The following is a 14,506-nucleotide window of genomic DNA, read 5'->3' on the forward strand; positions in this document are numbered from 1 at the left end:
TTTCTCAAAGACGGGCGGCTCTCAGGCCTGTGGTTGCGCCGGTTAGAGCCAGCCGGGCACCACCAGGGCCAGCCAGGCCAGGACGGGTCCGGCCACGATGACGATTCCGCTGTAGCCGAGGATCTTCCTGTAGAACCTGTCCTTGTCCACGCCTTCGGGGGCGTTGGCCAGCACCAGGGCGCCGTTGGTGGAGAAGGGCGAAACGTCCACGATCGTGGCGGACACGGCGAGGGCACAGATGACTCCAATGGCCCCGATCTCACCGGTGGACAGGAACGGTACGGCGAGCGGGATAAGGGCGGCCAGGATGGCGGTGGAGGATGCAAACGCGGAGACGATGGCACCGATGAAGCAGATGATGAGTGCTGCCAGCAGCGGCATCCCCATGTCGGCCACACCGCCGGAGACGAATGTGATGGTGCCGGCTTCCTCCAGCACCCCGACGAACGTCAGCATTCCGCAGATCAGCAGCACGGTGGACCAGCTGATCTTGTTGATGGCGCCCTTCTGAGCGGCAGGCGAGACGAGGGCCAGCACGATGGCGATGGTGATGGACACGAACCCGACGTCCATCTTGAAGCCGAGGGCGACGACGGCCAGCACCACCAGGCCGGCGATGGTGACCAGCTGCGGGATCCGGTCCTTGCGCTCCTTGGTGGCGGCGACGCCGTCGCCGGCGGGGTCCCGGGGGCCGTACATGCCGGAGCCGGAGCCCTTGAACGGGACGTCGCCGCCGGCTGCCTTGGCGCCGACGCTGACGGCCATCCGGGCCTCGGCTGCCTGCTCTACGAAGTGCCCAACCTTGGAGGACATGAGGTTCTTGCCGCCCAGGACCACAAAGAGCACCACCGCGATGACCAGGTTGAAGATGAAGCTTGAGAGGAACAGCGCGGTGGGGCTGAACGCGAGGTCCGTCTTGGCAAGGATGCCGTTGACGGTGACGCCATAAACGGCGATGGGCGAGAAGCCGCCGGCCTGGGCGCGTGGATCACCATCATGCCCATCAGCAGCGGGCTGATCCTGTACTTTCCGGCGAAGCTCAGCGCGATGGGGGCGATGATGGCGACGGCGGCCGGAGACAATGCGCCCACAGCGGTGATCACGGCGGTGATGGCGAACATGACCCAGGGGATGAGGGCCACGCGGCTGCCCACGAGCTTGACGGCGCCGCGGACCAGCAGGTCGATGGTGCCGTTATTCTGGGCTATGGCGAACAGGTAGGTAACGCCGACGATCGTGAGGAAGAGGCCACCCGGGAAGTTGGCCAGGATCTCGTTGGTGGACATGCCCAGCACCACGGCGCCGAGCAGGAATGCCCCCACGAAGGCAAGGGCGCCCATGTTGAGGGGCAGGACGGTGGCGAGCAGGAACATCGCCGCAAGGATGATGATCGACAAGACAGGAGCGGACATCGTTGGTCCTCCATTGGGGAAGAAAGAAGTGTGACGTGAGCTACTGGCTCACTGGACTAGCCTCTTAGACAGTGAGTCTATCTGTCAATAGCCGCCCGGGGTATCCTGTTCGTGGTTAACCTCGGGAGGAACTGTGGAGAAGACAGCGCGGGCAGGTCTGGAGCGGGTAACGCGGCCGCGGCTTTACGAACAGCTGGTGGAGCAGATCCTTGCCTACATCGAGTCCGCCCAGCTCCGCCCCGGGGACCTGCTGCCAGCGGAGCGTGACCTGGCCGAGCGGCTGGGAGTCTCCCGCGCCACTCTGGCCCAGGCACTGGTGGCGCTCGAAGTCCTGGGTGTCATCGACGTGCAGCACGGTACGGGCGCGGTGCTGGCCCGGCGCCCCAGCGTGGCGTCCGTGATCAAGGGGCTGCGCGAACACCGGAGCAGGCTGCCGGAAATCGTCGAAGCCCGAAGCACGCTGGAGGGAAAGCTCGCGGCGCTGGCCGCGGAACGCCGCACCGACGACGACCTCGCCGCGATCGACAACGCCTTGGAGGTCATGGCCCGGGAGATCAACGACGGCGACCGCGGCGCGCAGGGGGATGAACTCTTCCACCAGGCCATCACCGCCGCGGCACACTCCTCGGTACTGGCCCAGCTGATGGCCTTTATCGCGGAGATGATCCTGGAAACCCGGATGGAGTCCCTGGGCCAGCCAGGCAGGCCGGAGCAGTCGCTGGCCTCCCACCGCAAGATTGCCGACGCCATCCGGGCCCGGGATCCCGAGGCCGCTGCCAAGGCCATGCTGGCGCACATTGAACTTGTCTCGGACGTGGAGCTGCTCCGCTAGCCGCAGCCAGGCCACTCCGGCGCCGCAACTCCCCGCCGGCGGTGGCGCAGGAGGCGGACGGGCCGCTAGAAGGTGCCGCTGGTGCCGCTCGAAGCCGCCAGCGCCAGGCCGACAATGAGCAGCAGCCACATGGCACCCCAGCCCAGCAGGCACAGGTAGCCCAGCACCAGGCCGGCGATGGACATGCCTTTTCCGGAAGGTTCGCGGCGCAGGGCCAGGTGCCCGGTGACGATCGCCGCGACCTGCGGAAGCATCAGCCACCCCATGATCACTGAGGCGATGCCGCAGACCATGCTGGCGATGCTCAGCGTCTTCGGTCCGGCAGGCTGTCCGTAATAGGGCGGCCCGCCATAAGTGGAGGCCTGCCCATAGGGAGACTGCTGCCCGTACGCACCCGGAGGCTGGTAGGCGGGCCACGGCGCCCCCTGCTGCCCGTAGTCCGGACGCTGGTATTCGGGGTATTGGGACGGCTGGTTGCTCATGGCTTCTCCCCCTGTAGCTCAGGTTCCAGCGTACGTCAGCGCGGGCCGGCCGTCAGTGCAGGACCAGGCGGATAGCCAGGACAACCATCAGCACACCGATGCCCGCATCGATCCAGCGCCAGGTGCGGGGACTCCGGAGGATTCCGGCCAGGGCCCGGGCTCCGTATCCGAGTGCCGAGAACCAGAGGATGCTGCCCGTGACCGCCCCACCGGCGAAAGTCCAGCGGAGGCCCGCCCCCTGCTGGTTGGCCAGGCTGCCCAGCAGCACCACGGTGTCCAGGTAGACGTGCGGATTGAGGAACGTCAGGGCCGCCGTGGTGGCCACCACCGAGTGCTTTGAGCGGGGTGCCTGCTCTGCCAGTGCGGAGGGTCTCAGGGCCGCCAAGAACGACCGCACGGCGAACCACACCAAATACGCTGCCCCGGCCCAGCGCAGCACTTCCAGGGCGTCCGGAAAGCGGGTCACGAGCGCCCCGATTCCGGCGGTGCCCCCGACGATGAGCAGTGCGTCGCCGGCCATGCAGACAGCCACCACGGCGCCCACGTGTTCGCGCCGGATCCCCTGCCGCAGCACGAACGCGTTCTGGGCACCTATCGCCACGATCAGTGCCAGGCCGGTCAGGAGTCCCGTGATCCCTGCAGTCAACATTCCATCGACGTTAGGTAGCGCGGCTGCCATAAGGCAAGTAAAGGATTCTTCAGGTTCATTAGAATGCCTTCATGAACCTCGAGCACCTGAAAGCCCTCACCGCGGTCATCGATGAAGGTACCTTCGAGGCGGCGGCGGACCTGCTTCGGGTCACGCCTTCGGCCGTGAGCCAGCGGATCAAGGCCCTGGAAGCCTCAGTGGGCCAGGTGCTCGTGCGCCGCCGCCTGCCGTGCACAGCCACCGACGCCGGGTCCCTGCTGCTGCGGATGGCCCGGCAGGTGCAGCTGCTGGAGGCGGAAACGTCGGCGGCCCTTGGAGCCGTCTCCCCTGCGCGCGCCCACCTGCCGCTGGCTATCAACGCCGATTCGCTGGCCACCTGGTTCGTCCCGGTCCTGCACCAGGCCGCGGGCTGGGAGGATGCCGTCCTTGACCTCCACGTGGAAGATCAGGGCTACAGCAGCCAGCTTCTGCGCGAGGGAACCGTGATGGGTGCGGTCACCTCCGACCCCATCCCGGTCAGCGGATGCCGGGTGGAACTGCTGGGCCACATGAGGTACCTGCCGGTGGCAACCCCTGAACTCGTCCGGCGCTACTCGGCCTCCGGCGTCATCGACTGGGCTGCCATGCCGGTCCTGAAGTTCAACGCGAAGGACAACCTGCAGCGGCAGTTGCTCGATTCCAAAGGCGTGGCACAGTCCCCTCCGACGCATACCGTCCCGTCCTCGGAAGGCTTCCTCGCCGCCGTCACGGCGGGCCTGGGCTGGGGAATGCTCCCCGAGCTCCAACTGGCGGGGAAGCCGGAGCTCGGGAACGGCCTGGCCCGGCTTGAGGACGCCGCCTACGGGGACGTCCCCCTGTACTGGCAGGCGTGGACGTTGGATTCGGAACGGCTCAACCGGGTATCCGCTGCAGTCCGCAGCGCCGCGAAAGAGCAGCTCCGGCAGCCGAAAGGGAACGCCGGCGAGCCGGCCCCGGCAGGACCTGCGGGGAACTAGCGGCCCAAGTAGGGCAGGATATACACGGCAAAAATGACGAATGCCGCCAGCAGCGCGAGCCTGCCGCCGCTGGTGCCGCCGTGCTGGTGCGCCTTCATGCTGCGCCCGCCCCCTGATACTGCCCGCCCTGATCCGGCCGCCCCCGCTCCTGAAGCCGCCAACCCTGCACGTGCTCCTGGTCCGGCCGGTTGCCCCGCTTTGGGCAGGGCACGCCCAGCAGGATGCCGGGAGGCACTGCCGTTCCGGCTCCTGTCCAGTTTCCCGGCCCTGTCCACTCCGGCGGCCGGCCCGCCCGACGCGTCCGGGCGGGGCCCGCCGGGCGGCAGGGCTCCTGCCGGCCGGACCACGGTTCCGGGCCGCACGTTGCGCAGGGCCGTGATGCCGGGTTCCTGTTCATGGGTGAGCTGCTGGCCCAGGTGCTCGTAAACTCCCACCACGGCCTGCTGGTCCAGCACGGGAGGCAGGGCTTCGATGGCTCCCACCAGGCGCTGGGAACCGGCCACCGCAACATCGGAACTGGTGATCCCGAAGAGATCAGGCTGCGCTGCCATGCAGATCAGCGGCCGCACCAGCCGGCGATGCGGCGGCGTCAGGACTGATGCCACCGCTGCGCACTGCGCCAGCGCACCTTCCACAGCCTGGGTCCGTGCATAGCGCCCTTGCCACAGCACCCCGGATGCCACCCGCACCTCGCCGGTCCAGTTCTTTGAATCCACCACCACGACGCCGCCAGGGCCCACCAGGACGTGGTCCAGGCTCGCCTTGGGCCGGCCCGGCCAGTGGACATCGTGCAGCACATACCAGCCGCGCGGGACCAGCTCGCTGAGCTTGTCGGCCACCACCCGCTCGCCCACGGCTCCGGCGTCCCACGCCTTCGTGGTCCGCTCGGCCTGGTCCAGCTGCCGCTTAAGCCTGGCAACCCTCTCAGCAGCCAGCCTGGACTGCTCCGCTGCCCCGTCTCCTGCCCCCATCGGACGTCCCCGCTTCCCTGCCGGACGGGACGGCGGCGGCTGGCCGCCGTCGTCCGTTGCTTCAGTGGTTTTCCCGGATTTTCTTGAAAGTATGCAGCGCGCCGGGCGGCGGGTATATAAGTACTTTCCGGGCCCTGTACTCAGGTGGACTACTTGTTTGGCGAACGTCATGGCATGTCACAGGGTCCGGATTCTGGGCGCGTCGTTTTGACTCCTGCCAGCTTCTGGCATGCTGTAGCCATGGCTAGCCGCGCGGGTACAGTTGCCCAACCCCAGGACCTTGTTGACATCACTGCGCTCCTTGACGCGTACTACGACATCTCACCGGACCTGGCCGATCCCGGCCAGCGCGTGGTGTTCGGCACCTCCGGGCACCGGGGCTCCAGCCTCAAGGCGTCCTTTAACGAGTTGCACATCGTGGCCATCACCCAGGCGATCGTGGAGTACCGGGCGGCACAGGGTGTCACCGGTCCCCTTTTCCTGGCCAAGGACACGCACGCCCTGAGTGAGCCGGCACAGAACTCGGCTCTGGAGGTGCTGGCCGCCAACGGCGTCCAGGTCCTCGTCGACGCGCGCCACGGCTACACCCCCACCCCGGCCCTAAGCCACGCGATCCTTACCTACAACCGGAACGCTGCCCCCGGCGCCCCGCAGGCTGACGGCATCGTGGTCACGCCCAGCCACAACCCGCCGGCCGACGGCGGCTTCAAGTACAACCCCCCGCACGGCGGCCCGGCAGATTCCGATGCCACGGGCTGGATCGCCAACCGCGCCAACGAGCTGCTCGAAAACGGGCTGCGCGGCGTCAAGCGGATCCCGCTCGCCGATGCCCAGGCCGCGGACACCACGGGCAAGTTCGACTTCCTCAGCAGCTACGTGGACGACCTCCCGTCCGTCCTGGACCTGGACGCCATCCGCAACGCCGGGGTGCGGATCGGTGCCGACCCCATGGGTGGCGCCTCGGTGGACTACTGGGGCGAGATCGCTGAGCGGCACCACCTCGACCTCACCGTGGTGAATCCCACGGTGGACCCGCAGTGGGCCTTCATGACCCTGGACTGGGACGAGAAGATCCGGATGGACTGCTCCTCGCCGTCCGCGATGGCGTCGCTGATCCAGCGGATGTCAGACGCGGCAGCCTCCGGCCAGCCGGCCTTCGACGTCGCCACCGGCAATGACGCGGACGCGGACCGCCACGGCATCGTGACCCCCGACGGCGGGCTGATGAACCCGAACCATTACCTCGCCGTCGCCATCGACTACCTGTACCGGAACCGCAGCGGCTGGAACCCCAACTCTGTGGTGGGCAAGACCCTGGTGTCCTCCTCGATCATCGACCGCGTGGCCGAAAGCCTGGGCCGAAAGCTCGTGGAAGTTCCCGTGGGCTTCAAGTGGTTCGTGCCCGGCCTGCTCTCCGGCGAGGGGGCGTTCGGTGGGGAGGAATCCGCCGGTGCCTCCTTCAACAAGCGCGACGGCAGCGTCTGGACCACGGACAAGGACGGCATCCTGCTGGCCCTCCTGGCCTCCGAAATCACCGCCGTCACGGGCAAGTCGCCGTCGCAGCTGTACAAGGGACTGACGGACCAGTTCGGCGCCCCCGTCTACGCCAGGATCGACGCCGCCGCCACGCGTGAGCAGAAGGCCAAGCTGGGCAAGCTCTCCGCTGCGGACGTCACTGCCACCGAACTGGCGGGCGAGGCGATCACCGCCAAGCTCACCGAGGCACCGGGCAATGGCGCGTCCATCGGAGGCCTCAAGGTCGTCACCGAGAACGCCTGGTTCGCGGCCCGGCCGTCCGGTACCGAGGACGTGTACAAGATCTACGCCGAGTCCTTCAAGGGCGAGGAGCACCTGAAGCAGGTACAGGCCGAGGCCAAGGCCCTCGTGGACAGCGTCATCGCCTAGAAAACCGCCGGATGCTCTATCACTTTTGGTCCCCAACCGGGCTGGTTAAGGACCAAAAGTGATAGAGCATCTGTGTTTAACGGGACCAGAGCCGCAGGACGCGCCTGATGGTGTGGTCGCCGCCGGGAGCCATATCCACCAGGGCGATGCGCTCAAGCACGACGGCGTCGCCCTGGTTCAGGCGCTTCAAGCCGGCTCCCGGGGTGCCATGGTGGGAGACATGGGGGCGGTAGCCGGACAGGGTATGGCGCGGGGTCAGGATCCTGCCGCCCACTCCCGCCACCACCTGCACCAGTTCCTCATGCAGCGACTGCAGGGCCGGGTGCGGATCCACGAGGCTGACGGGCACCGAGCCGTTCCGCCCGAAGGCCGCGTCCTCCCCTACCCTGAGGCCCGCCCCGAGCGCAGCCCTGGCCGGTGCCTCGGCCAGCGCCCCCACAGATACGGCGGGGTCGGCACCTGCCGGCGCGCCGACGTCGAACCTCACCAGGGTGATGTGCAGCGGCCAGTCCGAGCGCGGGAACACCTGGTCGCCAGCCACCGGCTCGACGAACGCCACGAAAATCAGGTTCCGCAAGGGCATAGCCACAGTCTCCCACCTCCCCCCTTAAACGCAGATGCTCTATCACTTATGGTCCTCATTCGGGGCGAATAAGCACCAATAGTGATAGAGCATCCGGGAGGGGGGTTAGACGGTGCGGACGGCCTCGTCGTAGGAGAACTTGGGCTTTGCCTCGCCCCAGGCGTCCTCACCGGGCTGGCCGATATTGACCACCAGGAAGCTCTTCTGGTCGCCGGCGGGGAAGAAGGCGGCGTCGATCGCGTTGAAGTCCGCGCCGGTCATGGGGCCGGCGGCGAAACCGAGCGAGCGGACGGCGAGGATGAAGTACCCGGCCTGCAGGTGCGCGTTGTTATTGCCGGTGGCGGCGGCCAGTTCAGGGTCGGCGTCGTACATGGCTTTGGGGGCGTTGTAGCCGGGGAGGAAGTTGTCCCACTTGCCGGCCCAGTCGGTGTCATAGCTGAGGATGGCCACGAGCGGCGCGGAGGCGGTCTTGGCGCGGTTTCCCTTGGACAGGGCGTCCACCAGGGTGGCGCGGGCCTCGTCGGAACGGACGTAGGTGACGCGCAGCGGCTGGGAGTTGAAAGCTGTGGGACCGAACTTGGTGAGTTCGTAGATCGCCTGGGCCTGCTCCTCGGTCACTTCTCCGGTGAAGGAGTTGGCGGTGCGGGCCTGGGCAAAGATGGCGTCGACGGCTGCCGAATCGATAACCGCTTCTTCATGGGCAATGGTCATTGCGTACCTTTCGCTGCGCCGCCCCGCCTTCCGGGGGTGGCCTCGTTGCTTTCCATAGTTGCAACTTCAAGCGCTTCGACCCTCTTCCCGTGACGGCCGGTGACCTTGGCCACAGAGGATCCGGCCGGGAGGCCGGGGAGTATTCTGGAGCGAGTTGATCTTCGCCCCCTCGAGGCACCCCCTGAAAGGCATTCCTTCCCATGAGCATGCTCGGAATCAAATGGAAGCTGCACGGCACCGGTAAATCCATCAAGCCGGGCGGCGTCGTGGCACCGGACGAGCGGCTGGCCTGGCCCCTCACCATCGGCGTGGGCATGCAGCACGTGGTGGCGATGTTCGGCGCGACGTTCCTCGTTCCCATCATCACCGGCATGCCCCCGGCCACCACGCTGTTCTTCTCCGGCATCGGCACCCTGCTCTTCCTGGTGATCACCAAGGGCCGGATCCCCAGCTACCTGGGCTCGAGCTTTGCGTTCATCGCGCCCATCATGGCCTCACAGCAGCAGTTCGGAGTCCCCGGAGCGCTCGGCGGGGTGGTGCTGGCCGGCGTGGTCCTGGCGCTGGTGGGCGCCGTCGTGCAGAAGTTCGGCGCCGAGTGGATCAACCGGCTCATGCCGCCCATCGTCACCGGCGCCATCGTGGCGCTGATCGGCCTGAACCTTGCCCCGGCAGCCAAGCAGAACTTCGACGCCGCGCCGGTCACCGCCGTCGTCACCCTGGCAACCATCATCCTGGTCAGCGTCCTGTTCCGCGGGATCCTGGGCCGGCTCAGCATCCTGGTGGGCGTGGTGGTGGGATACCTGGTGGCCATGCTCCGCGGTGAGGTGAAGTTCGACAAGATGGACGCCGCTGCCTGGGTGGGCCTGCCGCACTTCCAAACCCCCGAGTTCCACCTCGGCGTCCTGGGCCTCTTCGTGCCCGTGGTCCTGGTGCTGGTGGCCGAGAACATCGGCCACGTCAAGTCCGTTGCCGCCATGACAGGGCAGAATCTCGACGGCGTCTCCGGACGTGCGCTGATGGCCGACGGCGCCGCCACGGTCCTGGCGGGCTTCGGCGGCGGGTCCGGCACCACCACCTACGCCGAGAACATCGGCGTCATGGCGGCCACCAAGGTCTATTCGACGGCGGCGTATTGGGTGGCAGGCATCTTCGCCATCCTGCTGAGCTTCTCGCCGAAATTCGGCGAACTGATCGCCACGGTCCCGCCGGGCGTGCTGGGCGGCGCAGCCACCATGCTGTACGGCATGATCGGCGTGCTGGGCGTGAAGATCTGGGTGCAGAACAAGGTGAACTTCTCCAACCCGGTGAACCTGACTACCGCCGCGGTGGCCCTGGTGATCGGCATTGCTGATTACACCTGGACCGTTGGCGACCTCAAGTTCAACGGCATCGCCCTCGGATCCGCAGCAGCCCTGGTGGTCTACCACGGGATGCGCGCCATCGCGAGGGCGCGCGGCAGCGTGGCCGAGCCGGAAACCGAGCAGTCCGGGCTGCCGCCGGCCGTCAAGGCAGCGATGAACGCTGCCGCCAAGCGGGCTCCGAAGAAGCGCTGAGTCCCGCTCAGGCGACGTCGCCCATCACCTGGCCCCTGCCTCGAGCTGTACCGGCCCCCTGGGTGCCCGTCTTTATGGTGGCTGGAGCCAGGGCCGGGTGCGCGGCCGGGAAGGGGCCCGGGCGGCCCAGTCCGAACACCGGTCCGGGCTGCGGCCGCTTTGCCGCCAGCGAAACCGCTGCCGGGTGCGGGCGCAGCTGTTTCAGGACCCAGGGGACGAAGTATTGCCGCACCCACACCAGGTCTTCGGCCCTGGCGTGCTTCCACCCCTGCGCGGGAAGCGGCCGCGGCTGCAGCGGCTCGAGCGTGTGCGGCACGCCCAACGCGTTGAGGGTTGCCACGGCCACGGCGTGGTGGCCCAGCGGGGACAGGTGCAGCCGGTCCGGGTCCCACATGCGCGCGTGCTGGAGTTCGGGGAGGCACCACAGGTCCACCATGACGGCGTGGTGCCGTGCACCGATCGTATGCAGGTGCTCGTTGTAGATGGCCACACGTCCGCGGATGGTGCTGAAGACCGGGGTGTTGCCCCAGTCCGGGCCCGCGAACAGGAGCACGGTGGCCCCCGTGGCTGCCAGGGTGCCAATTGCCTGGTCCAGTTTTTCCGCAAGCTTGTCGGGGTCGCCGTGCCGGAAGATGATGTCGTTGCCGCCGGCCGCCATGGCCACCAGGTCCGGTTTCAGTGCCAGCGCCGCGGCCAGTTGCCCGTCAAGGATCTGCCGCAGCAGCAGGCCGCGGATGGCCAGGTTGGCGTACGCGAAATCCGCCTGCCCGGCGGTCAGCTCCTCGGCCACCCGGTCAGCCCAGCCACGAAGGCCGCCAAGGCTGCGCGGCTCAGGGTCGCCCACCCCTTCCGTGTAAGAGTCCCCCAAGGCAACGAACCGGTGCCAGGGGTGGCCGGGCGCGTCCGCGCCGGCCCGCAAGTCCTGTTTCTCGATGGTCATGCCGTCCTCCCTTCCGCGGCGGGCGGGGGTTCTGCCTCCGCCGCACCGTCCTTGCGGAGCGACGTTCCGGTTGGAAGGTCCCGCCCCGCCGCCGACGGCCGCGGAAGCTCCGTGACGCCGTCGTACTTTTCCTGCCCCGGCCCCGGAGGCTGCCCGCCGCCCGGGTTCAACCCGCCCGGGTTCAACCCGCCCGGGGCGACAATGTTCAAGGCCGCGTCCCGGAGGTCAACCTCGTGGTGCAGTGCCTGCGTCTGCAGGAACCGCAGCGCGCCCTCCCGGGTGAGGCCGTATTCATTCATCAGGCTGCGCACCGCCAGGTCCACCAGGACCAGGGAGCTTTGGACGACGGCGATGCCCGCCGTCGTTTCGGCGCGTTGGGCCACGCGGACCAGGACGCGCAGGGCCCGGGCCATCTGGCGCGCGTAGTTTTGGCTTGCCAGCAGGTCATCACTGTTGAAGGCGTGCGGCACGGGTGCGTAGAGAGTGATGGCGGCGCTGGTTGCGCCTTCGCTGAGGATGGGGACCGCGAGCAGGGACTGCACGCCGTGGCCGGCGGCTGCGCTGGCATAACCGGGCCACCGCCGGTCGCGGCTGAGGTCCGAGACCACCACGAACTCCCCGCTGCGCAGCGCCTCCATGAGCGGGCCGTCGGCGAAGGAGCACTGTTCCCGGTCCGCCTCGCGCGCCTGTTCCGTGCTGGCCGCAAGCGTGCGCGCTTTTCCAAGCCGGAAGAGGGTGGCAGCCCAGCCGATGCTGCGGCGGTCACCCTTGATGTCCCTCATGAAGTCATGAGCGACTTCCCAGAGGTAGGTTTCGACATCCTTGCTGTCGTAAACCGGCTCCGGTGGAACTGGAAGCGGTCCCCAGCCAACCTGCCCCGAAGGTTCAGCGGCCATGTTCCAGCCTTGGTTGAAAGCGCTTCGGCCTACTGCAAAACCTATTTCTAAGAATACGTCCGGAAAGCGCGTGGAGGTGCGTGAATCCATCAATTGGGGGAATTGGGGGATTCGGGTCCTGCGGCCACGCCGCACCCGGCACGCTTGCTTCCGCCACGGGCCCGGGCAGTAGCATCGGGAGAGGGAACGCCGAATAGTCCCTGTTCACATGGGTACGGTTTGCGTGGACGGGGGTTTGGAAGCATCCACGCCAGCACGGAAACGAGCAAGGGAAAGAGGAGCTTATGCGGGAGCCTGATACCAGCGAGCGCATTTCTGAATCGGATGCCGCCGCAGGTAATGGGGAAGTGGACCAGAACGCGGCCGAACCGGCCGCGGAGCTGGACGCCACTTTCGATGAACAGTTTTTCGCAGCCCGCCCGAAGGCCCTGAGGCCCATCGCGCGCCGCCGCCAGTTTGTGGGCGACCGGCCGTCCTTTGAATTCGACGGACGGAACGCCGCGTACGTGGAGTGGCTGCGCAACCAGGCGATGCTCGGAGATGCGAACACCCTGGCCCGGCAGCTGTCCGGCCAGGCCAGCATGTGGCAGAACTCCTACGCCCACCCGAATCCGCGGGCCGCCGTCGAACGCGCCTCCGTGTGGTTCACGGCCTACCCGCTGTCCTTCATCACCCGTACCGGCCAGTCGTTCCTCTCCGCCCTGGGCGATCCGGAAATGTGGAAAGCCTTCCGTGAAATTGGGATCCGGGGGATCCACACCGGACCAGTGAAACTGGCCGGCGGCATCAGCGGCTGGTCCCACACGCCGAGCGTGGACGGTCACTTCGACCGCATCAGCATGGCCATCGATCCCGTCTTCGGCACGGAGGACGAGTTCCGCCGGATGTGCGAGGTGGCTGCCGAGCACGAGGGCACGGTCATTGACGACATCGTCCCTGGGCACACCGGCAAGGGCGCGGACTTCCGGCTGGCCGAGATGAACTTCCGGGACTATCCCGGGATCTACCACATGGTGGACATTCCGGAAGAGGACTGGAACCTGCTTCCGGACGTCCCGGAGGGTGCGGACTCGGTCAACCTCAGCCCCGATTCCGAGCAGGCGCTGCAGAAAGCCGGCTACATCATCGGCAGGCTGCAGCGGGTCATCTTCTACGAGCCCGGCGTGAAGGAGACCAACTGGAGTGCCACCCGGCCCATCGTGGACACCACCGGAAAGACCCGCCGCTGGGTCTACCTGCACTACTTCAAGGCCGGCCAGCCCTCCATCAACTGGCTGGACCCCACTTTCGCCGGCATGCGGCTGGTGGTGGGCGACGCGCTGCACTCCCTGGTGGACTTGGGCACGGGCGCACTCCGGCTGGACGCCAATGGGTTCCTGGGCGTGGAAAAGAGCGCCGAGGAACAGCCCGGCTGGTCTGAAGGCCACCCGCTGTCCGAGGCAGCCAACCAGCTGATCGGCTCCATGATCCGCAAGGTGGGCGGGTTCTCCTTCCAGGAGCTGAACCTCACCATCGACGACATCAAGGCGACCTCCGAATCAGGCCCGGACCTCTCCTATGACTTCATCACGCGGCCCGCGTACCACTACTCCCTGGTCACGGCGGATACCGAATTCCTGCGGCTCACGCTGCGCCTGTCGATGGAGATCGGGGTGGACCAGGCCTCGCTGGTCCACGCCCTCCAGAACCATGACGAACTCACCTATGAGCTCCTGCACTTCGCCGCAGGACACCGGGACGAGATGTTCGAACTCAACGGGGAGGAACTCACAGGCGGGGAACTCGCGGAACAGGTCCAGCAGACCCTGCGCGAGCGGCTGACGGGCGAGAACGGGCCGTACAACGCCGTGTTCACCACCAACGGCATCGCCTGCACCACGGTCAGCTTCATCATGGCGGCCCTGGGCATCAAGGACCCGGCCACCGTCACGCCGGAGCAGGAAGCCCAGATCCGGGATGTCCACCTGCTCCTGGCGATGTACAACGCCCTGCAGCCGGGCGTCTTCGCACTGTCCGGCTGGGACCTCACAGGCATCATGGCCCTGGACCGCAGCAGCGTTCGGGAATTGACCGCCCAGGGTGATACCCGGTGGATCAACCGCGGCGCCCACGACCTCATGGGGACCAGCCCGGACGCCACCACGTCCTCGGCAGGAATGCCACGCGCGCGGAGCCTCTACGGGCCGCTGCCCGAGCAGCTGAAGGACCCGGACTCGTTCGCCCGGCGGCTGCAGCGGATCCTTGCCGTGCGGGAGGACAACGGCATCGCCACGGGCACGCTGCTGGATGTTCCCGAGGTCTCCAACCGCGGGGCACTGGTGCTGGTCAACCGGCTTAAGGACGGTTCCCTGCAGGTCACGGCGCTGAACTTCTCCGGCCAGGACATCGCCGGGAGCATCCAGTCCAACGAACTGCCGTCCGGGGCCAACGTCAAGGACCTGTTCTCGGGCGGGACGGTGGGGCAGGTGGACGACCTGCACAGCTTCTTCCTCGAACTGCCGGCCTACGGCGGTACCGCGCTGCTGCTGACCGAGGCGCCTGAGCCGGAGGCCGAAGCTTAAGGCCAGCGCCGGCGCC

Annotated in this window: 12 protein-coding genes and 1 pseudogene; 5 read left to right on the forward strand and 8 right to left on the reverse strand. The window is 67.5% G+C overall.

Annotation, left to right across the window (positions count from 1 at the left end; all coding sequences use genetic code 11):
• Positions 1-42: 42 nt before the first annotated feature.
• Positions 43-1,412 (reverse strand): annotated as a pseudogene (locus AC2JAJ_RS06610) (SLC13 family permease).
• Positions 1,413-1,545: 133 nt separating this feature from the next.
• Between AC2JAJ_RS06610 and AC2JAJ_RS06615 the strand changes: the two are divergent.
• The gene (locus tag AC2JAJ_RS06615) at positions 1,546-2,244 is read left to right on the forward strand and encodes a FadR/GntR family transcriptional regulator (RefSeq protein WP_221384627.1); all 699 of its coding nucleotides are present in this window, start codon (positions 1,546-1,548) and stop codon (positions 2,242-2,244) included.
• A gap of 65 nt (positions 2,245-2,309) precedes the next feature.
• Here the strand turns inward: AC2JAJ_RS06615 and AC2JAJ_RS06620 are convergent, their stop codons facing one another.
• Both AC2JAJ_RS06620 and AC2JAJ_RS06625 read right to left on the reverse strand, forming a co-directional pair.
• Positions 2,310-2,726, reverse strand: coding sequence for a DUF4190 domain-containing protein (locus AC2JAJ_RS06620; RefSeq protein ID WP_486416440.1), 417 nt, complete (start codon positions 2,724-2,726; stop codon positions 2,310-2,312).
• A gap of 52 nt (positions 2,727-2,778) precedes the next feature.
• On the reverse strand, positions 2,779-3,375 hold the full coding sequence (locus AC2JAJ_RS06625; protein ID WP_486416439.1) for a LysE/ArgO family amino acid transporter: 597 nt from the start codon (positions 3,373-3,375) through the stop codon (positions 2,779-2,781).
• A 71-nt stretch (positions 3,376-3,446) separates the two neighbouring features.
• Here AC2JAJ_RS06625 and AC2JAJ_RS06630 point away from each other — a divergent pair, with 71 nt between their 5' ends.
• Positions 3,447-4,370 carry a LysR family transcriptional regulator ArgP gene (locus AC2JAJ_RS06630; protein WP_486416438.1) on the forward strand — a complete coding sequence of 308 codons (924 nt, stop codon included), beginning with the start codon at positions 3,447-3,449 and terminating at the stop codon, positions 4,368-4,370.
• Here the strand turns inward: AC2JAJ_RS06630 and AC2JAJ_RS06635 are convergent.
• Positions 4,367-5,341 (reverse strand): NERD domain-containing protein, encoded by a 975-nt coding sequence (locus AC2JAJ_RS06635; protein ID WP_501053421.1) that lies wholly within the window; start codon positions 5,339-5,341, stop codon positions 4,367-4,369. The genes AC2JAJ_RS06630 and AC2JAJ_RS06635 overlap by 4 nt on opposite strands.
• 240 nt (positions 5,342-5,581) lie before the next feature.
• On the opposite strand from AC2JAJ_RS06635, the gene pgm reads away from it, so the two are divergent.
• Positions 5,582-7,246 (forward strand): phosphoglucomutase (alpha-D-glucose-1,6-bisphosphate-dependent), encoded by a 1,665-nt coding sequence (gene pgm, locus AC2JAJ_RS06640; RefSeq protein ID WP_221384622.1) that lies wholly within the window; start codon positions 5,582-5,584, stop codon positions 7,244-7,246.
• Positions 7,247-7,322: 76 nt separating this feature from the next.
• On the opposite strand, the gene AC2JAJ_RS06645 is transcribed toward pgm, so the two are convergent.
• Together AC2JAJ_RS06645 and AC2JAJ_RS06650 are read right to left on the reverse strand one after the other, a co-directional pair.
• Positions 7,323-7,829: a hypothetical protein gene (locus tag AC2JAJ_RS06645; protein ID WP_486416436.1), complete on the reverse strand. Its 507-nt coding sequence runs from the start codon at positions 7,827-7,829 to the stop codon at positions 7,323-7,325.
• A 105-nt stretch (positions 7,830-7,934) separates the two neighbouring features.
• Entirely contained in the window at positions 7,935-8,540 is a 606-nt protein-coding gene (locus AC2JAJ_RS06650) for a malonic semialdehyde reductase (RefSeq protein WP_501053422.1), read from the reverse strand.
• Positions 8,541-8,740: 200 nt separating this feature from the next.
• Here AC2JAJ_RS06650 and AC2JAJ_RS06655 point away from each other — a divergent pair, with 200 nt between their 5' ends.
• Positions 8,741-10,093, forward strand: coding sequence for a uracil-xanthine permease family protein (locus tag AC2JAJ_RS06655; protein ID WP_486416435.1), 1,353 nt, complete (start codon positions 8,741-8,743; stop codon positions 10,091-10,093).
• 7 nt (positions 10,094-10,100) lie between these two features.
• On the opposite strand, the gene AC2JAJ_RS06660 is transcribed toward AC2JAJ_RS06655, so the two are convergent.
• Together AC2JAJ_RS06660 and AC2JAJ_RS06665 are read right to left on the reverse strand one after the other, a co-directional pair.
• Positions 10,101-11,033: an SGNH/GDSL hydrolase family protein gene (locus AC2JAJ_RS06660; protein WP_486416434.1), complete on the reverse strand. Its 933-nt coding sequence runs from the start codon at positions 11,031-11,033 to the stop codon at positions 10,101-10,103.
• Positions 11,030-11,929 carry a GAF domain-containing protein gene (locus AC2JAJ_RS06665; RefSeq protein ID WP_486416433.1) on the reverse strand — a complete coding sequence of 300 codons (900 nt, stop codon included), beginning with the start codon at positions 11,927-11,929 and terminating at the stop codon, positions 11,030-11,032. The genes AC2JAJ_RS06660 and AC2JAJ_RS06665 overlap by 4 nt, the downstream gene beginning before the upstream one ends.
• A gap of 284 nt (positions 11,930-12,213) precedes the next feature.
• On the opposite strand from AC2JAJ_RS06665, the gene treS reads away from it, so the two are divergent.
• On the forward strand, positions 12,214-14,490 hold the full coding sequence (treS, locus tag AC2JAJ_RS06670; RefSeq protein WP_486416432.1) for a maltose alpha-D-glucosyltransferase: 2,277 nt from the start codon (positions 12,214-12,216) through the stop codon (positions 14,488-14,490).
• Positions 14,491-14,506: the final 16 nt, after the last annotated feature.

The sequence above is a fragment of the Arthrobacter sp. MOO21 genome, from assembly GCF_057369995.2.